The sequence below is a fragment of the Leisingera sp. M523 genome, from assembly GCF_025141335.1.
Lineage (GTDB): Bacteria > Pseudomonadota > Alphaproteobacteria > Rhodobacterales > Rhodobacteraceae > Leisingera.
Window position 1 is genome coordinate 3538842 of record NZ_CP081036.1, and the last position, 18659, is coordinate 3557500.

At 58.8% G+C, this 18659-nt stretch carries 11 protein-coding genes, 1 tRNA gene, 2 rRNA genes and 6 pseudogenes (1 of these 20 only partly in view); 13 read left to right on the forward strand and 7 right to left on the reverse strand.

All coding sequences use genetic code 11. The features are described from left to right. Window positions 1–152 precede the first annotated feature (152 nt). Window positions 153–1544, forward strand: a complete 1392-nt coding sequence (locus tag K3557_RS17580) for an aminotransferase class V-fold PLP-dependent enzyme (protein WP_259995326.1) — start codon at window positions 153–155, stop codon at window positions 1542–1544. Between the two features lie 350 nt (window positions 1545–1894). Here K3557_RS17580 and K3557_RS17585 read toward each other — a convergent pair whose 3' ends face one another. Both K3557_RS17585 and K3557_RS17590 read right to left on the reverse strand, forming a co-directional pair. After that, complete coding sequence (locus K3557_RS17585) at window positions 1895–2281, reverse strand: metallopeptidase family protein (protein ID WP_259995328.1); 387 nt, start codon at window positions 2279–2281, stop codon at window positions 1895–1897. A 266-nt stretch (window positions 2282–2547) separates the two neighbouring features. Then, a complete protein-coding gene (locus tag K3557_RS17590; protein WP_259995330.1) occupies window positions 2548–3402 on the reverse strand; it encodes a GlxA family transcriptional regulator in 855 nt (284 codons plus the stop codon). Between the two features lie 873 nt (window positions 3403–4275). Between K3557_RS17590 and K3557_RS20650 the strand changes: the two are divergent. Then, window positions 4276–4422: pseudogene (locus K3557_RS20650) on the forward strand (IS5/IS1182 family transposase); the annotation flags it as partial. 301 nt (window positions 4423–4723) lie between these two features. Here the strand turns inward: K3557_RS20650 and K3557_RS17600 are convergent. Further along, on the reverse strand, window positions 4724–5158 hold the full coding sequence (locus tag K3557_RS17600) for a winged helix-turn-helix transcriptional regulator (RefSeq protein ID WP_259995332.1): 435 nt from the start codon (window positions 5156–5158) through the stop codon (window positions 4724–4726). A gap of 205 nt (window positions 5159–5363) precedes the next feature. Between K3557_RS17600 and K3557_RS17605 the strand changes: the two genes are divergently transcribed. Then, window positions 5364–5801, forward strand: coding sequence for a universal stress protein (locus K3557_RS17605; RefSeq protein ID WP_259989074.1), 438 nt, complete (start codon window positions 5364–5366; stop codon window positions 5799–5801). A 10-nt stretch (window positions 5802–5811) separates the two neighbouring features. Further along, window positions 5812–7359: a sodium:alanine symporter family protein gene (locus K3557_RS17610; protein WP_259995334.1), complete on the forward strand. Its 1548-nt coding sequence runs from the start codon at window positions 5812–5814 to the stop codon at window positions 7357–7359. Between the two features lie 186 nt (window positions 7360–7545). Here the strand turns inward: K3557_RS17610 and K3557_RS20655 are convergent. Further along, window positions 7546–7767 (reverse strand): annotated as a pseudogene (locus K3557_RS20655) (transposase zinc-binding domain-containing protein); the annotation flags it as partial. On the opposite strand from K3557_RS20655, the pseudogene K3557_RS17620 reads away from it, so the two are divergent. The 9 genes and pseudogenes from K3557_RS17620 to K3557_RS17660 form a co-directional block, all read left to right on the forward strand. Next, a pseudogene (locus K3557_RS17620) lies at window positions 7765–8415 on the forward strand (integrase core domain-containing protein); the annotation flags it as partial. The pseudogenes K3557_RS20655 and K3557_RS17620 sit on opposite strands and share 3 nt — an antisense overlap. 587 nt (window positions 8416–9002) lie before the next feature. Then, on the forward strand, window positions 9003–9965 hold the full coding sequence (locus tag K3557_RS17625; RefSeq protein WP_259995336.1) for a LysR family transcriptional regulator: 963 nt from the start codon (window positions 9003–9005) through the stop codon (window positions 9963–9965). A gap of 107 nt (window positions 9966–10072) precedes the next feature. After that, window positions 10073–11773, forward strand: coding sequence for a hypothetical protein (locus tag K3557_RS17630; protein ID WP_259995338.1), 1701 nt, complete (start codon window positions 10073–10075; stop codon window positions 11771–11773). Next, on the forward strand, window positions 11770–12504 hold the full coding sequence (locus tag K3557_RS17635) for a DUF3726 domain-containing protein (protein WP_259995340.1): 735 nt from the start codon (window positions 11770–11772) through the stop codon (window positions 12502–12504). Before K3557_RS17630 ends, K3557_RS17635 begins: the two co-directional genes overlap by 4 nt. A gap of 393 nt (window positions 12505–12897) precedes the next feature. Continuing rightward, complete coding sequence (gene tnpA / locus K3557_RS17640; protein ID WP_259995342.1) at window positions 12898–13245, forward strand: IS66-like element accessory protein TnpA; 348 nt, start codon at window positions 12898–12900, stop codon at window positions 13243–13245. Continuing rightward, window positions 13242–13524: pseudogene (gene tnpB / locus K3557_RS17645) on the forward strand (IS66 family insertion sequence element accessory protein TnpB). The gene tnpA and the pseudogene tnpB overlap by 4 nt, the downstream one beginning before the upstream one ends. Before the next feature lie 38 nt (window positions 13525–13562). Beyond that, a pseudogene (locus tag K3557_RS17650) lies at window positions 13563–14246 on the forward strand (transposase); the annotation flags it as partial. A 69-nt stretch (window positions 14247–14315) separates the two neighbouring features. Continuing rightward, window positions 14316–15371 (forward strand): annotated as a pseudogene (locus K3557_RS17655) (IS5 family transposase). Window positions 15372–15478: 107 nt separating this feature from the next. Next, a complete protein-coding gene (locus K3557_RS17660) occupies window positions 15479–17077 on the forward strand; it encodes a recombinase family protein (RefSeq protein ID WP_259999525.1) in 1599 nt (532 codons plus the stop codon). Here K3557_RS17660 and K3557_RS17665 read toward each other — a convergent pair. The 3 genes from K3557_RS17665 to K3557_RS17675 all read right to left on the reverse strand — a co-directional run. Then, window positions 17034–17110: transfer RNA gene (locus tag K3557_RS17665), tRNA-Met, on the reverse strand. The genes K3557_RS17660 and K3557_RS17665 overlap by 44 nt on opposite strands. 46 nt (window positions 17111–17156) lie before the next feature. Further along, window positions 17157–17271, reverse strand: a 5S ribosomal RNA gene (rrf, locus tag K3557_RS17670). A gap of 212 nt (window positions 17272–17483) precedes the next feature. Beyond that, a 23S ribosomal RNA gene (locus K3557_RS17675) occupies window positions 17484–18659 on the reverse strand (it continues 1668 nt past the right edge of the window).

Below are 18659 nucleotides of genomic sequence, written 5' to 3' on the forward strand. Positions count from 1 at the left end.
TTCCCGGCATGGCTGTGCATCTGCGCCGCCCCTGGCGCGGATGCATGGGGCCAAGAACATGCGGGTGCAGCCCAGGCGCATTGCGCGCTGCAATGCCCGCTTCCCACTGGTCTGCTATCAACAAGGAAACCTTCTTGGACAAGGAGTTCAGAATGCAACGCAAGACGACAAAAGACCCGCAGGACGAGCTCCAGCTATTGCGCGATGCTGACGCCAGGGCCGCGCGCTACATTGCCCGCGTGGGGGAGATGCCAGTTTTTCCCGACGCCGCCGCCCGGCAGCAGCTTGCACGCTTTGATGAGCCATTGCCGGACACTAGGAGGGATGCAACCGAAACGCTGGCACTGCTGGACGAGGCCGGCTCCCCGGCGACAACTGTTTCAAACGGCCCCCGGTACTTTGGCTTTGTAATCGGTGCAACGCTGCCGGTCGCCGCCGCCGCGCAACGCCTGGCGTCGGCCTGGGATCAATGCGCCTCCTCGCAAATGAACTCGCCGGTGGCGGACAAGATCGAGAAAGTCGCGGCGCGTTGGCTGCTGGAGATCCTGGACCTGCCCCGCGAAAGCGGCGTGGCGTTTGGCACCTCGGCAACCGCAAGTACGCTTGTCTGCCTCAGCGTCGCGCGGCGCGAACTGCTGAAGAAGGAGGGATGGGACTTTGATGCCATGGGGTTGCTGGGCGCGCCGGAAATAAAGGTTGTGGTTTCAGAGCTGGCCCATATCACGGTTCTCAAAGCCCTCAGAATTCTGGGCTTCGGCCAGGCCCGGCTGATCAAAGCACCGGTAGACAGCGCCGGCCGCATTGATCCGGCCCGGCTTCCCGCGCTGGATAGGCAGACCATTCTATGCCTGCAGGCCGGCGAGGTGAATACGGGCAGCTTCGACCCCTTCCTGCCGCTGATCGAAAGAGCGAAAGAGGCCGGCGCATGGGTGCATGTCGACGGAGCCTTTGGCCTGTGGGCGCGCGCGGCGCCAGCCAAGCGCGGGCTGACCAACGGCATCGAGGGCGCGGACAGCTGGACCACTGACGGCCACAAATGGCTCAATACCCCTTATGACGGCGCGGCGGGCATCTGCCGCGACCGCGACGCGATGGCGGCCGCCATGAACAGCGACGCAGTTTATTCCACCGCGTCCACCGGGAGTCAGAAAAATCTGGGCATCGAATTCTCCCGCAGCGCGCGCGGCGTGCCGATCTGGGCAGTGCTGCGCACGCTTGGCCGCGCCGGTGTCGCCGAGCTGGTCGAGCGGCACTGCAGCATGGCTGCCCGTATCGCCAAAACTCTGCCCGGTCTTGGATTTGAGCTGCTGTGCGAGCCCGCGTTGAACCAGATCCTGTTCCGCTATGGCACTGAGGCGCAGACCAGAGAGCTTCAGCAGTTGGTAGAGCGCTCCGGGAAAGCGTGGTTCGGCGGCACCGTCTGGAACGGCGAACCGGCCCTGCGGATCAGCGTATCGTCCTGGCGCACCAGTGATCAGGATATCGATATACTGCTGAACTCGCTGCAGGCGGCCCGGGACAGTTTGGACCGCAAAAGCCAGTAAAGCTGCAAAATGCCAGCTGATGCTATGGAGATGAAGCCCAGCAAGCTCCCTGCGCCGGTCCTGAATTGATGCCAATCCCGTCTCTGTCGCTGACTGCTGTAGCCTGCAACCGTCCTGATCACTGAGACCGGGACACGATGAAAGGCAAATTTCCTTTTCAGGCTGCGGCAGCTGGCTGTTTGGCGTTCTGATTTCCAACGAAGCACTGCCGGCAGCTTGTGTTGCGGCTAGGATGCTTGCGCTCATTCGGTCAGAGGCGGGTCGTTGACGCTTCTTCTATTGTTTCGGGGCTAAAGGCTGTGAACGGTCAACCGCATGCATTGCAACTCTCCCGGGAGGGAAACAACGGCTCAGACCCACCATTGGTCGATGGCTGCGATCTCCTCGTCAGCCCATCCAAAATGATGTGCAAATTCGTGAATAACAACATGCGCGATCAACTCGTTCAGCTCGACATTGCCGCGATCGCGCCATTCAGCCAGGATAGGCTGACGGAAGAGCCAGACAACATCCGGAGGCGGCGCCATGTTGAGAACCGATTTCTCCGTCATGGGAATGCCCTCGTAGAGCCCCGTCAGCTCGTGCGGATCCGCTAAGCCAAGATCGTCCAGCATGGCGGGCGCGGGCCATTCAGCTACGCGCAGAATAACGTTTTCTGCAGCAGGACGGAAAGCTCCGGGTAAGGAAGCAATGGTGGCGCGAGCGATCGTCTCGAAATGGTCAAGGTCGTGGTGCATGCACTGAATATGGTTTCTTGGAACGGTGTAGTGAACCACTTAGCCAGAGGGAGGCAGTCCGTGCCCCTAGTACAAACAACAGCCTCGAACGCCCCAATGTGGTCATTGATCAGCGTTCCCACGCTGCAGTGCAGCTTCCCCAGAACAGCCATCCGCAGTGGCGCAGCAAATTCAATCCGGGAATGCGCGGTGCTACGATTTGAATGGTAATCAGGGTTTCAACTGATTGAAAGAACCGAGATTTGCAGCGTCTAACGGCACTGTGGCTAATGCGCGTGCATCTCCCAATAGAGCGAAGGGGAAATTCCGATTCGGTTTTCGAAAACTGTCCGGAAGCCCGCTTCGAATCGAAAGCCAACCGCATATGCAACGGCTTTCACCGGTGCGTCGGCCTGAAGGAACACCTTGGCACATTCGATCCGCGCGAGTTCAAGAAACCGGCTAGGTGTCTGGCCCATATGTGCCCGAAACTTACGAACGAAGGTTCGCTCGCTCATGCCAGCCTGGATCGCCAGATCCTCGACGCGCAACTGGCGATTCAAGTTGCTCAAGACCCAGTCGACTAAGTCTGAAAATCTTCTCGCCGACACCATTTGTGCGGACAAGACATCACTGAACTGGCTCTGATTGCCAGGCCTATGGGCGTAGACGACAAGCACCTTGGCCACCCGTGCCTTGATGTCGGGACCGTGGTCTTCTTCGACCATTGCCAGAGCCATGTCGATTCCGCTGGTCACGCCTGCAGAAGTCCAGAGGTTGCCGTCATTGACGTATATTGATCCGCTGTCGACTTCTGCGTCCTCATACAGGTCCGCAAGCACATCCACAGCCATACAATGGGTCGCCACATGCTTCTTACCGATTATCCCTGCGCTTCCGAGAAGGAATGCACCCGTACACACCGACCCAACTCGCGCGACGCTCTCCGAAGCCTTGCGCAGCCAGCTCATGAGGACTTCATTTCCACAGGCAGCTGCAATCACATCCTCGACACCGCCGACGGCGAGAACTGTGCCATGCATTGCCGGCGTCACGACAGCACAGCTAGCCGTGTTCACTTCAAAGCCGGACCAGGATCGGACGAGCCCGTCATCGGGCGGCACGGTGACAGCCTCGTACACATTCTTTTCAAGCTGACCGTCGACGGCTCAAGCAGAATTTTGTCGGCCTTTGTCATGGCTGCCAACCTTCAATCTTTCTGGCACGGGTTCCATACTGGCCAACTGGCCGTCTCTCACAAGGAGCTACAGCAATGGAACTTCTGCATCCGCGGCTCAAACATCTTCTTTCTACTGCCTACCTGTATGGCGCCTGAGTGCATGTGGCCAATATGACGGGTATGAAAGGGTTCAGTTGGTCGGCGGCACCGCTGAAGTGGCAAAGCCTGGACGTTTCCTATCTGATCCTCGACTAGGCCGTGGCGGCAGGCATCTGCTTGCTTCCCAGGATCGGCCTCGCCGCATTCGCAATTGCCGCAATCAGCCAGATCATCCTCTACAGCATGTTCCGCACATGGATACTTGACGTCCCGGCTGAGTTCCTGCCCTCGCCGGAGCAGGCCGGACAACCTCCGCACGCTCATGCAGGATTGCCAGGAGGACCAGTTCCAGCTCCAGTTGGTCTCACTTGTGGCAGCAATCTCTCTGACTGCCGAACGCCACCGCTCTTACCCCGTTCTCCATTACTTTCATTCAATGGATCCACATGCGTCGCTGGCGCCGGCAATCGCCAAGATCGCAATCTTTCTTCAGCGCCACCGCCAAGGCGCACAAGAGGTTGACCCGGCAGTCGCAAGACCGCTGAACCGGGCCATTCTGAACCTCCTTGAAGCGCTTGGCCGGATGGGGCTGACGCGCTATGCAAACGATGAGCGGGGGATAGACGAGGAAGTGTTTTCAGAAATCGTAATCGACCCGCTGGCCAGCTCTCCGAACGACCGAGAACCGTCTGAAGCATGGCTGAAGGCCTACGTTAAATACGACGGGTGGGCCTGGGAAAAGTTCTTCCACACCCTCAAGCACCTGAGCGGCTCGCACCGTGCATGCGATGCAAATGACGAATCCCTCCTCGCCGCAACCGTCCAGATTCTCCGGAAACCGGCCAAGGTATTCTCCGCACCGCAGCAGTTGCGCAAAGCCTAACAGAGAAGGCGTGCGTGCTCTGTCAAATCGCCAAAAGGCTGCGCGTGCGAGCAGGTGTTTCTCCACTGGATCAGCCCAAACTCGACCTTCGCATCAGGCGCAGTGACTGCTCTGCTGCGAGTGCGAAGCACTTGGGTGATTTTTCCAAAAGCAGCAATCCAGCAGAAGGTGGCGGCCCCGGCTGAGCAAAGGTTTCCCGCCAGGAAACGCCGAGGAACATTGCCGCGAGTTCCAACTTTCTGGATTGCGTTTTGCTGAGCTTGGCAGCCCAGCCTTTCCGAACTCCGCGCCCCACGCCAGATCACTTTACAACTTCAATAACTGTGTAGGAATTGGTCTGGTGGATGTTCGGCAGCCTGTTGATTTTGTCCCCCAGAACCTGGCGGAAATGCGAGATGTCCCGGGTGCGGATTGTCAGAAGATAGTCAAATGAACCGGCGATCATCAGGCAGCTTTCAATTTCAGGAACTAAGCCCGCAGCCGCGTTAAATGCATCAAGCGAATTATCACCGCCAGTTGCCGCAAGTGAAACCTGCACAACGGTCAAATGGCCCAGTCCCTGCTTTTCCTTGTTTAAAATTGCCCGGTAGCCGCTGATGTACCCGGATTTCTCCAGGCGCTTGACCCTGTCTGAACAGGGGGTATTGGTCAGGTTCACCCGCTGAGACAGCTCGACAATCGAAAGTCTCCCATCAGATTCCAGTTCTTCCAGGATCCGATTGTCAATTTTATCCAAATCCCTACTCATCAGTGATATTTCCTGTTCTTTGGCTGGTTTCAGGCAATACTTCCTGCACAAACGCTGACAACATGCCCAATTACTAGTGATTATCACTGATACTGATCCCGGGGATCAAGGACGTTAATCATTTGCATCCCGCCTGCCTCAATCCGGGAGCAACCGCTCTCCAAGTCAAAAAACACTGCACACGGAGGAAAAAATGACTGTCAAAATCGTCATAGGGCTTGACGGGACAGATACCGGTGAACGCGCACTCGCCTTTGCAAAGGACTTGGCGTCGAAAATCGACGCTTGTGAGCTGCTTGCCGTCTATGTCATCGAATGGTCGCCATTTACGTTTCAGACCCCCGAAGAAAACGCTCAGCGCCACAAACGGCGCGAGGAGGAGATCAAACTGGCCAACAGCCGGATTGTCGAACCTGCTGTCACCGCGCTGGAAGAAGCCGGGTTCAAGGCAACCGGTCTGGTGCGGCACGGCGATGTGGCTGAGACCCTGAACAAGATCACAGTCGAAAACGGCGGATCGCAGATCATCGTTGGCCGGGTCTCTTCGGACGGATTTGCCAAACGCATTTTCGGCAGCTCGACGCAGAACCTCGTGATGCACGCCGATGTGCCTGTCACGGTTGTAGGATAGGGGCAAGATCATGAAAATGACCAAACTCTGGCTGGCCGCAGCCGCGGCCTTCGCGTCCACCCCGCTTTCCGCCCAGGAGGCGATGGGTATTGACGAAAAGGTCAATCAGGTCTTTGCGGATCTGACCGGCCCCTTTGTAGGGCTGATATTTGCACCGTTTCCAGGCACCAGCTTTCCCTGGATTGTAATGTGGCTGGTCATCGCTGCCAGCATCTTCACCCTATACTTCGGCTTTGTTCAGTTCCGCTTCTTCAAACATTCTGTCCAGCTGGTCAAAGGCGACTTCTCTGACCCCAACGATGCGGGCGAAGTAAGCCATTTCCAGGCGCTGGCCACCGCACTTTCCGGCACGGTCGGCCTTGGCAACATTGCAGGGGTCGCGGTTGCCGTTGGAATCGGCGGTCCTGGTGCGACGTTCTGGATGATCCTTGCAGGTCTTCTGGGCATGGCATCGAAGTTCACCGAATGCACCCTAGGTGTGAAGTACCGTAACGAATACTCCGACGGGACCGTTTCCGGCGGACCAATGTACTATATCTCCAAAGGCTTCAAAGAACTTGGCCTGCCGGGCGGGCGGTTTTTGGCGGTCATGTTCTCGGTCTTCTGCATCCTTGGTGCGCTCGGTGGCGGCAATATGTTCCAAGCGAACCAGGCACATGCCCAGATATCCGGCATTGTCGGAGACTATCCGGGCTGGATCACCGGACTCGTTTTTGCTGGCATTGTCTTTGCCGTGATCATTGGCGGCATCAAATCCATTGCCAATGTCACAGAAAAGGTCGTGCCCTTTATGGGGATCCTCTATGTCGGCGCTGCACTGGTCATTCTGGTGGTGAACTATGACAAGATCGGCTGGGCTTTCGGCCAGATTTTTGACGGCGCCTTCACCGGTCTTGGCGTGGCAGGCGGCATGGTTGGCGCGCTGATCCAGGGCTTCAAACGGGCGGCGTTTTCAAACGAGGCTGGTGTTGGCTCGGCAGCGATCGCCCACTCTGCGGTAAAAACCAAGGAACCGATCACCGAAGGCTTTGTGTCCCTGCTGGAGCCGCTGATTGATACGGTTGTCATCTGCACCATGACGGCGCTGGTGATCGTCATCTCGCAGCAGCTGCTTATCGACCCGGCGACGGGCAACTACATGCTGAATGAAGCGGGCACAGCCATTGCAACTGTCGATGGCAACTCCGGTGTTGCGCTGACCTCCGCCGCTTTTGCCTCCGGCATCAGCTGGTTCCCCTATGTCTTGGCTATCGCAGTTGTGCTCTTCGCCTTCTCGACGATGATTTCCTGGAGCTACTACGGGCTGAAGGCTTGGACTTACTTGTTTGGCGAAAGCAAACTGGCAGAGCTGACCTTCAAGATCATCTTCTGCATCTTCATTGTGATTGGTGCAGCAGCAAGCCTGGGTCCGGTCATCGATTTTTCTGATGCAGCGATCTTTGCCATGGCTGTGGTCAACATCTTCTGCCTCTACTTCCTGATGAAACTGGTGAAAAAGGAACTCTTTTCCTATACCGACCGCCTGAAAAGCGGCGAGCTGAAGAAATTCACTTCCTAAGCCCTGAACTCCGGCGCAATCCAATTGCGCCGGAGTTTTTCCTGAAGCCCCTGGCTTACGTCCACTCTGCCGGGCGGTTGATTTCTTGAAGGCCGGACTGCCTCCCGATCCCGCGGCCTGGCCTTTGAAGGCTAGATTAGTTTCTTTAGATGCAGATTGCTAACCCAGTGGCCGCATCGGGCTGCCTGCCGCGATCGTCATCACTGTTTCTGCGCTCGCCTTGAACAGAAGCCCACAGACTTCCTTCTTGTTCCAATAGGTGATCTGAGCGATCTCGGCAGGCATCGTGATGACTACGTGGAAATATTCCACCGGCAACAGATCCTCCGCGCGGGCGTCCATCCAATCGCGTGCCGCCGGTCCCTGGCATTTGGGGCAGTGGCGGTTCTTGCAGCTGTTATAGGCAAGCGGGTTTACCGGATCTGCCACGAACTGGAGCTGAACCTGCGGAGTGAGCCATTGAGGCGCCATTGGTTCAAGCCCATTGGCGAACGCCGCGCAAGCGTCTGAAGCGGGAAAAGCCGGACGAACTGGCTGTGCCTGAGGTCCCGAGGTCTGGTCGATCCCTGCCCGGCAGGCGATGCCAGCATCGCCGATAGGGGACTTCATGGCCGACAGGCTGGGGGTTGGACGGCAATTCCGGCTGCTGAACGTTCTGGACGACTTCAACCGCGAAGGACTGGGCATTGAGATCGGCTTCTCACTGCCTGCGGAACGGGTTGTTCGAGCCCTAACCAGATCATCGAATGGCGTGGTGCCCCTGCAACAATTCGAGTCGACAACGGCCCGGAATACGTCAGCGGCACCCTCATGGAACGGGCCGGGAACCGGGGCATTGCCTTGGCATATACCCAGCCCGGAAAGCCTCAGCAGAACGCCTATGTCGAGCGCAACAACCGGACGGTCAGGCACGAATGGCTGGACTTGGACATTTTCGAAAGTATCGAGGAGGTCCAGCAGATTGCCACCGAGTGGCTCTGGTCCTACAACCATGAACGCCCCAACATGGGCAACGGCGGGATGACGCCTGCACAGAAACTGAAGATGGCCGCGTAAATTCTACAACCATGCCCCCGCAAAAACGGGGGGATTACTACAGGACGGAACCGGCCATCAGCGAAATGGGCTAAACCCTTGAACTTCAGCAGGCTCATTCGCGGGGCGGTCGTTCGTGTCCAGTGAGCCGGCCTCCGGGCCGGAAGCGGCGAAATTGGTTGAAGAGCCCATAGCGGACCTGTCAAAATTGTGCTGCAGAAGCAAAGTGGAAGAATTTCCTGTGCTGGCATGGAAAGCCGATCTGCGGTGCAGCGGAGATCTCGGCCATTCATTCAAGGTGCAGTGGAGTTGAAGCCGTGAAACCACACAATGCAAAGGACCAGTTCAGGTAGGGAGGCTCAAGCCGTGAACTTGGCCTTCGCTTGCGCAACAAGACTTGATGACCCAAACTTGCTGTTCGCTTAAACGCTGACCGCCCCTTGCGCTTATGTCGCTGGGCGTAAAACGGCGTTGACTACAGACGTCAATTAGATTGGTCTTTTCTACGGCGGGGCGTGTATTTTGAACGATCGCAACACTGGCAGGATGCTCAGCCGCAGGCGTTTTGTCCCATTCAGTGGCTGGCTGGCAAGTAATAGGTTCCAGGGATGAAGACAAAAATCGCCCGCAACCTGTCTCTCAAACACTTTCGCGCCTTTGTTGCGGTGGCTCGGTGCGGCTCGTTCAGTCGGGCCGCGCAAAATCTGGCGGTGTCGCAGCCGGCACTTACGCTGAGTATTCAGCAGTTTGAGGAAATTATTGGCGTGTCCCTGCTGAAGCGGACCACCCGGTCGGTTGAGCTGACCCCGCAGGGGCAGGAACTGCTGCCGAAGGCAGAGAAGATTCTGGACGATATCGAAGCCTCAGTCCTGTCAGTGAGGACCAGCGCGCAGGATCAGCTCAATCAGGTGCGGGTGGCGGTGCTGCCTTCGGCGGCGGTGCGGATTTTACCGCCAGCGATGCGCGGCTTTGCGGCAGAGATGCCGCAGGCAAAGATCCACTTGCAGGACGACAACGCGCGCGGAGTGGAGGCGCAGGTGCTGGAAGGGCGTGCCGATTTCGGGGTATCGAGCAGCTGGTCTGATGATCCCAGGCTGACCTATCTGCCGTTTCTGCGCGATCAGGTTGGGCTGATCTGCCGCAACACCCAGGAACTTGCGCGCCGCACTGAGCCGCTGAGCTGGGATTGCCTCGATGGTTTGCCGTTTGCCGGTATGGCCAAGGATACCGGGGTCAGCCGTCTGACCAAGGCGGGTGAAGGGCTGCCGGCCTCTGTAACCAGCCCCGATTTCACAGTGCTGACGATGGCGGCGCTGGCCGGACTGATTGAAAGCGGCGAAGCGGTGTCTGCGGTGCCCGCGCTGGCGGCACCGGATTACCTTAACCCGGCATTGGTCTACCGCAGCCTGTCGGCGCCAACTCTGTACAGGGAGCTTCAGCTGGTGGTGGCAAAAGACCGCCCGCTGTCCTCTGTAGCTCAGAGCTTTCTGGAGTATCTGCAGGACCAGGCACGGCAGATTTCCGCGCGGTTTCCGAACCGGACTGTTGAGGCATCCGTTACCGAGGGCTGATTTATTTGCCTGACTGATAAGTCTTTCGATTCTTCAAATTTTACTTGGCTCCCCTTCCCGGCCAAAGCTGTCTGCGAACGCGCAGGACTGAAATGGGAGGGCATTACATGCTCGCAGCACTTACCGAAAGGATGCGGCCGGAGGCGGAGGTCATGGATCTGCAACGCCTGGGGTCATTGCATTCTTCAACGCTCAGCTTCATGCGCACTTTGGTGCGGCGGATCATGAAGGAAGAATGGGACATCAGCCGCCGGCTGTTTGATCTGGACCCGGAGGGCCACGGCACGGCCATCTATGAAATCCGAACGCCCAATGGGGTTTTCAGCTTTGTGCTGTTTTCCACCGAATTGCCTGATGAGGAGCGAAATGACCGGGTCATTGCCACCAGCTGGGATCTGACCATGGCGCTTTGCGAGGGCCTAGTGGATGAGGTCTGGCTGGAGGATCTGCGCCGCAATGTGCCGAAACAGGAAGCGGGCCGGGTTGATGCGCGGGTGTTCAGCCTGTCGCGGGCCAACCGTTCTTCCCGGCTGTTCAGCTATGTGCTGGATGAGTTGAGGGCAGGCCGTCAGCCCGACGCGCAGCGCATTGCCGAAGTCGGCTATCTTTACCGGACCACGGCGGTTTACGGCAGCGGCAAGCTGGGCATGGCGGACTGGAACAAGGTCCGGGCGAAGTTTCCGGATTTCAACCGCCCGTTTGCACCGGAAATGTTCATTTGCTTCATGCTGCGCCAGTTCAGTCTGGACCAGGTGGATCATGTCGCCAAATCCCGCGCGCCGGATACCGCGGTGTTGCTGGACGGTCGGCTGAAGCGGTTCTTTGGCATCGGCAATTCCACGGGCCTGGGCATGGCGCCATATCTGATCAACCATGGAGAATTGTTCAGCCAATGGGTGGAAATGCGCGAAACCGCGCTGGCGCAAGTCTTGCACAAGGCGGCTCCGACCGCTTGGCGCATCAGTCTGTTCCACGATCTGGTCAGCCATGCCAAGCAGCACTTCGGCGAAAGCCACACCAGCGACGCCGAGCAGATCGACCGCAACCAAGTACTGATTGCGGAACTAAGCGAGGTGGACAGCTGGCTGGTCGGGACAGGCGATCAGCTGACAACCTGGTCAGAACTGACGGATCACGCCCGCGATGTCTGGAGTCTGGAAACTCAGGAATTGGTTAACTCCATCTGCCTGGAGATCCACCCGGAACTGGTCAATGATCTTGAAGATAGTTTTGCCGTAATTCCCAACCCGGTGCTTGATCCGGCGATGAGCACTGCAGCCCTGCGGCAGCTGATCGAAACCCGGTACGGCTGGGCGCTGGAGATCGATTTTTCCGACGCCACTGAGACCGATGCCTTCTGGTATCGCTCGGAAGAAAAGCTTGAGCCGCGGCTGGGTTTTGCCGGGGCCGATCCAGGGGTGGAAAAGCAGATGCCGCTGCCGATCGGGCGTCGGGTGCGCGAATGCTATGATCTGCTGATACAGGACCTGGCGGAAAACCCCGACAGCTATGTGGTGCATTTCCTGCTGCGCCACCCGGCGATGAAAAGCATAGTGCGCCGCATTCAAACCATGTCCCGGCACAAATACGCGGAAATCCGGGCCAATCTGGCCAGCCGCGACATCCGCCCGATGGACATGCTGCGCTGTAAGCTGGCGTTCTTCGGCGTCAGTAAATTCGACCCGCGCTCCAAACTGTGGGTGCGCAACACTATGTACCAAGGCGCCCCGCTGATCGAGGACATCGGCCAGACATACGATAGCTGGTTCCTGCCGCTGAAACCCCAAATGGAGGAGGTCCGGGCATGAGAGTTTCCCGCAACGAAATGATCGCGGCGCTGTCACGCGCATATGAAGGTGCCGGGCATCAGACCGGAGATTATGAGGATGCTGCACAGCTGATCACCTGGTCGCACATGTGCGGGTTGGGCGGGTTTGAGCGCATCACGCTGCCGCCCGAAGCCCCCAAAGGCGGCGTGGCGCCTCGGCTGGATTATGAAAACGCAGGGCTCGCAGTTATTGACGCGGGCGGCGCCGAAGTCTGTGAGCACGGCTCCCTCGCGGCTGATCTCGCCTTTGCCAAGGCGCAGGAAACAAGCTTTGTCATCGTGGAGCTGATCAATTGCCGGTATCCGGACTTGATCCTGCGCAGCCTGTCGCTGGTAGCCCAGCAAGGGGTCTATATCGCCGCCTACTGGAGCGATCAGGCTGGACGGCATGGGGCCAGCTTCGAAAGCGGCGCGGTGTTCCCCAACTATTGGAGGGTGGAACACGCCGGAGCAGGACAAGAGACTTCTGCTCTGACCATTATCTGTACTACGCAGGCAGCCTTGCTGGCGGATGCAGTCACGCGGCAGGCCGAGCATCCTGAACTGCAGCGGTTCGAAGTCACCGCAGCGCAGCTGGCGGCCAATTATGATCAGTCGCTGGAGCGTGGCATCTCGGTGTCTTCAGACCATTGGTCCGCGTTGAATGCAGCTGCTTGGCCGATCCTGGTGCCGTCAGATGACAAATCCCGGGCAGGGGCTGGCCCAGCCTAAGTGCCGGCTTGATAGCGTTCCAGTGTACAAGAGCGATAACTGTGACGGTCTTAAACCCGCTACTGGCTCAGGCAGAGACAGCAAAGCACTTTTCTGCCTGTGCCATGTGTGACTAGCCAGGAAACCTATGCTGCATGCGCCCCTCTTTGATACATGGCCTCAGAGAGCCGCCTGATACACCGATGTGTCCTGGCTTATTGGCTGACTTGAGGCCGCGTCATCGCAGCAAGCGTCATGCATCTCCGGCAGGCCGGCGCGGTTAAGCGGTGGGCTGCCGGTTTTCCTGTTGGTTTGTCAGCATTACCGTAACCGTCCGGTCTGCCCGCACTGACGGTGATCGTAAGTGAGGGATAATGTCCATTAACGAACAAATGGACATTATCGGAGTGGAACATGTCGAAGCGGCGCAGGCGGCGGACTTGGTCTGAAGGCGAGAAGCGCATGATTTGCGCGCAGACGCGGGTGCCCGGTGTAACGGTCGCCCAAGTTGCGCGGCGCTACGATGTGAATGCGAACCAGGTTTTCAACTGGCTGAAGGAACCGCGGTTCGCGGCCGAGGCTAAAGAAGAACCTGTCGCCCGCTTCCTCCCGGTTGAAGTTCCGGACGCTGAGCCTGCTTCAGCTCGGCCAGATGCCGGTGCGCAGATCGAGGTGGAACTTGCCAACGGCCACCGCCTGAAGGTTCAGGGCGGCTTTGATCCCGATGCGCTCGCCGCATTGATCCGGAAGCTTTCGACGTGATCCCGGTTCCGGCAAACACAAAGGTCTGGCTGGCGGCCGGGGTCACGGACATGCGTAAGGGGTTTGGCGGTTTGTCGGCCTTGGCCGAGAAGGTCCTGGCGGAAGATCCGTTCTGCGTGCCTGTTTTCCAAGCGGTTGGAACGGGACCGGTTCGTCTGGCCCGCCGCCAAAGACGGTAAGATCAGCCTGACGCCAGCTCAGTTGTCGATGCTGCTGGAAGGGATTGGCTGGCGGTTGCCGCTGGTGGCTGGTAATTTTCCGGCAATTGCAGAGCCTTAGGTCTCCCCTTCCACCGTGGCCGGGGTATATTCCGGCCCATGCTGGATGCGCCCAAAACACTGCCTTCCGATCCCGGCCAACTCCGCGAGACGGCGGAGGGACTGCTTGGTCTGGTCAAGGCGCAGGCGCTGAGAATTGCCAAGCTGGAACACCAGCTTGCGGGGCATAACCGGCACCGGTTCGGCTCAAAGTCGGAAAGCTTGGACCAGCTTCAGCTCCGTCTGGAGGAAGAAGAAACAGCGGCAGCGCAGGTTCCCAGCGCAGATGCTCCTGACGGGGATACCATGGGACAGACGGTCAAACCTAAGCGCAAACCGCTGCCGCCCGAACTGCCCCGGATTGATCAGGTTCTGACGCCCGGCGAATCCTGCACATGCGGCGGTAAGCTGCGCGCCATTGCCGAAGATGTGACGGAAGAGCTGGAATATGTGCCGGGCCGCGTTCGCCATTGTGCTTGAACCAATGGCGCATCAATGGCTCACTGGTGAACCGTATTGTCCGCCCGCGCCCTAACGGCAGATTTGCTGTGCAAATCGCCTGTCGGGTTATACATGGCCTGCCGGGATTGCGACCGGATCGTTCAATCTGCACTGCCATCGCGTCCGATTGAACGGGGCCGTCCTGGTCCCGGCCTTTTGGCGCATGTGCTGGTCAGCAAATATGCCGACCACTGCCCCCTGTACCGCCAATCCCAGATCTACGCCCGCGAAGGGATTGATCTGGAGGGCGTTGTTGCAGAACTCTGAGTTCTAAGGATTCACATCACGAATCCATGCGGTTAGACGGGGCAGATGAGCAAGCCCGCACCTGCCCGCTACCGTACGACGAATTGGTCCAGCTACAACGATGCGCTCAGAAAGCACGGGTCGCTTCTGATCTGGTTGGACGAAGAGATGACCTGGCTCGCGCCGCATGATGGCAGCCCCGGTCGCCCTGCGGTTTTCTCGGATGCGGCAATCCAGTTCTGCCTGTCGATCAAGGTTCTGTTCAAGCTGCCTCTCCGGCAGACCGTCGGGATGGTCACCAGCCTTTTGCACCTGGCGGGTCTGGACTGGCCCGTTCCGGATTTCTCTACGCTGTGCCGCCGACAGAGTGAGATGGGACCGTGGCCCCAGTGGGGCCGCGTAAGCCCATAGAACGCTGGCCGTCCAGATCCCATATCGCCGCGCCGATGGGCCGCTGAACCTGCTTGTGGACAGCACCGGGATCAAGTTCCTTGGCGATGGTGAGTGGCAGGCCCGCAAGCACGGCCCTCAGGGGCGGCGCCAATGGCTGCCCGGCAGTTGATTGCAGAGCAATCAATGAGAGGGGCGCAAGGTTCCTCTTGCGATGGACGCTGCCACGTCTGACATCCGTGCCGTCGAATTCACCCCCAGCCGCGACGGCCCCTCTCGTGGTTATGCTGCGCAAACCACTGCCGGGCAGTGGACAGCCCGGTCTTACCGGACTTGTTGGGTCAGTTCCCCGAGGACGAAGACATCGGCACCGTGATCGCCGATGGTGCCTATGACACGCGACGCTGCCATGCCGCGATCCTCGAACGCGACGCGGCCCCGATCATCCCGATCCGCAAGAATGGCCGGTTGTGGAAAGAAGATTGTCCGGCTGCGCAGGTCAGAAACGAAACTCTGCGAGCCACCCGACACTACGGTCGAGCCTTCTGGAAGCGCTGGACAGGATACCACGTCCGAAGCCGGATCGAGGCAAAGATGCGCTGCTTAAAGGCATTCGGCGAGCGCATTGCCGCAAGAGACCCCGACCGCCAAACCGCCGAGATCCATATCCGCATCGCACTCATCAACCGCTTCAACGCACTCGGCACCGCTGAGATTATCCGCGTCGCCTAAGTTCGGAGGGGAAAGGGGGAGCCAGGCCTCAAGAGCGAGTTCTGCAACAATGCCCAGACAAACAGAAAGACACATCGGTCGAGGACCAGATCCGGCTGTGCCGCCGTCTGTGTGAACAGAAGGGGTGGCAGGTAACGGAAGTTTTCACCGATCACGCGCTCAGCGGCAAGAATGCCCTGCGCCCGGGATACCAGCGCCTGATCCAGGCCGCAGAACGCGGCGATATCGACGTCATTGCCGCCGAAAGCCAGAACCGGCTGTCGCGGGACATGGCGGATTCCGCAAACCTGCTGAAGCGCATGAACTTTTTCGGTGTCAGAATCCACACGGCTTCGGAGAATGAACTGGATGACATGAAGGTCGGGGTCGGCGGGCTGGTGTCCACCATGTTCCTCAGGGACCTGGCCCAGAAGACACGGCGCGGGCTGGAAGGACGCATTGCCAGGGGCAAATCTGCTGGCGGGATTGCCTACGGCTACCAGGTGAAGCGGGAGATCCTGCCCGACGGCACGCTCAGCACCGGCGACCGGGAGGTCGAACCGGAGGAGGCCGCCGTCATCAAACGAATCTTCCGGGATTATGCAGACGGGCTTTCCGCCCGCACGATTGCAGCTGTCCTGAACGCCGAAAGGGTAATTGCCCCGCAGAGCGGCAAAGGAACCGGCACCTGGAACCCGTCGACGATCTCCGGAAACATCAAACGCGGCACCGGCATCCTGAACAACGAGCTGTACATCGGGCGCCTGGTCTGGAACCGGCTGACCTACGATACCAACCCCGACACCGGGAAACGGCTGTCCCGCCTCAATCCGCCGGAAGACTGGATCACGGAGGATGTCCCCGGCCTGCGTATTCTGGATGATCAGCTCTGGCAGGCGGTGAAGACCCGCCAGGGGGAGGTGCGGCAGGCGATGAACCCGGCGGGTGTTCTGACGGAACGGCCGAAGCTGGAACGCGCGCGCCGCCCAACCTATCTGCTGTCAGGTCTCCTGCGCTGCGCCTGCTGCGGCGCCAGCTACACGCTGATCAACAAGACGCGCTACGGCTGCGCAGGGGCCCGCAACAAGGGCGCTGCGGTCTGCACCAACCGCGCCACCATCGGCCGGGCAGAAGTGGAAGAGCGGGTGCTTTCCGGGCTGAAGCAGCGCCTGCTGGCACCGGACCTGCTGGCGCAATTTGCGGAAGAATACCGCAAGGCGTTCAACGATGCCGCCGCGGGCGCCTGCCAGGACCGGCAGAAGGCCGAACACTCCCTCAGGAAGGTGGAGAGCCGGATCGCCAACATCCTGACCGCTATTGAGGACGGCATGTACACCGCCTCGATGAAGGACAAGATGCCTGAGCTGGAGGGTGAGAAGGCCCGCCTGGCGGCGGTCATCGCGGACAACCCGGAACCCCCTGCCCTGCGGCTGCATCCGCGCCTGTCGGCGCGGTACCGGGAGCTGATCGGGGATCTTGCTGGCGCTCTGAATGCACCGGAAGTGAGGCGGGAGGCGACGGCGTCGCTGCGGGCGCTGATTTCGGAGGTGCGGATGGTTCCCGACAGTGCTGCGCCGGGCGGCCATCAGCTTAAACTTGTTGGGGAATTGGCGGGGATCATGGCTTTGGGGGGCCTTGAATCGAAAAAGCCCCCGCTTTTTGCGGAGGCTTGGTCGGAAACGTTGGTTGCGGGAGCAGGATTTGAACCTGCGACCTTCAGGTTATGAGCCTGACGAGCTACCTGGCTGCTCCATCCCGCGTCAGGTTTGTTTGAGATCGTATTGAGAGATATTTGGATTTTACTAGGTTTGGCGGTGACCTACTCTCCCAGGGCTTGAGCCCAAGTACCATCGGCGCGACAGTGCTTAACTTCCGGGTTCGGGAAGGGACCGGGTGTTTCACTTGTGCTGTAGCCACCAAACCAAGAAAAATCCACTTGCCTCCGGCAAGTGGATTTTCTTGGTTTGCGGTCGGCAGCGTGTTTGCAGAGCAAATACGCGAAAGACCGCACCCCAGTTACGTCACGAGACGTTTCCACGAGCGGAAGGCAGTACAATCAACGTTGTCCAAGCGTTTGTATTTTGGGATGTGTTTGCTTGTTTGGATTTTCGGTAACACTGTCTGTTACTGGATCAAATCAAGCCTATCGGGCGATTAGTACCGGTCAACTGAATGCATTGCTGCACTTACATCTCCGGCCTATCGGCGTGGTGGTCTTCCACGGCCCTCAGGGATACCTTGTTTTGAGGGGGGCTTCCCGCTTAGATGCCTTCAGCGGTTATCCTGTCCGAACATAGCTACCCTGCACTGCTGCTGGCGCAACAACAGGTCCACCAGTGGTTCGTTCACCCCGGTCCTCTCGTACTAGGGGCAACTCCTCTCAAGTATCCTACACCCACGGCAGATAGGGACCGAACTGTCTCACGACGTTCTAAACCCAGCTCACGTACCTCTTTAAACGGCGAACAGCCGTACCCTTGGGACCTGCTCCAGCCCCAGGATGAGATGAGCCGACATCGAGGTGCCAAACACTGCCGTCGATATGGACTCTTGGGCAGTATCAGCCTGTTATCCCCGGCGTACCTTTTATCCGTTGAGCGATGGCCCTTCCACTCGGGACCACCGGATCACTATGGCCGACTTTCGTCTCTGCTCGACTTGTCAGTCTCGCAGTCAGGCTGGCTTCTGCCATTGCACTCAACGAGCGATTTCCGACCGCTCTGAGCCAACCTTCGCGCGCCTCCGTTACTCTTTAGGAGGCGACCGCCCCAGTCAAACTACCCGCCACGCAGGGTCCCGGATCCGGATAACGGACCGCGGTTAGATATCAAGAGTGCGAAGGGTGGTATCTCAAGGGAGGCTCCACCGCGACTTGCGTCACGGTTTCGATGCCTACCACCTATCCTGCACATCACAATCCTGATACCAGTGCGAAGCTGTAGTAAAGGTGCACGGGGTCTTTCCGTCTAACCGCGGGAAGCCTGCATCTTGACAGGCAATTCAATTTCGCTGAGTCGATGTTGGAGACAGCGGGGAAGTCGTTACGCCATTCGTGCAGGTCGGAACTTACCCGACAAGGAATTTCGCTACCTTAGGACCGTTATAGTTACGGCCGCCGTTTACCTGGGCTTCAATTCGGAGCTCTCACCCCTCCTTTTAACCTTCAGGCACCGGGCAGGCGTCAGACCCTATACGTCGTCTTGCGACTTCGCAGAGCCCTGTGTTTTTAATAAACAGTCGCCACCCCCTGGTTTGTGCCCCCGGATTCCACTTGCGTAGGACCCGGGCCTCCTTCTCGCGAACTTACGG

Bases quoted from the DNA above. Each gene is read 5' to 3' on its own strand.
- K3557_RS17635 (WP_259995340.1), top strand. From the start codon at position 11,770: ATGAGAGTTTCCCGCAACGAAATGATCGCGGCGCTGTCACGCGCATAT.
- K3557_RS17580 (WP_259995326.1), top strand. From the start codon at position 153: ATGCAACGCAAGACGACAAAAGACCCGCAGGACGAGCTCCAGCTATTG.
- K3557_RS17625 (WP_259995336.1), top strand. From the start codon at position 9,003: ATGAAGACAAAAATCGCCCGCAACCTGTCTCTCAAACACTTTCGCGCC.
- tnpA (WP_259995342.1), top strand. From the start codon at position 12,898: ATGTCGAAGCGGCGCAGGCGGCGGACTTGGTCTGAAGGCGAGAAGCGC.
- K3557_RS17585 (WP_259995328.1), bottom strand. From the start codon at position 2,281: ATGCACCACGACCTTGACCATTTCGAGACGATCGCTCGCGCCACCATT.
- K3557_RS17630 (WP_259995338.1), top strand. From the start codon at position 10,073: ATGCTCGCAGCACTTACCGAAAGGATGCGGCCGGAGGCGGAGGTCATG.
- K3557_RS17610 (WP_259995334.1), top strand. From the start codon at position 5,812: ATGAAAATGACCAAACTCTGGCTGGCCGCAGCCGCGGCCTTCGCGTCC.
- K3557_RS17605 (WP_259989074.1), top strand. From the start codon at position 5,364: ATGACTGTCAAAATCGTCATAGGGCTTGACGGGACAGATACCGGTGAA.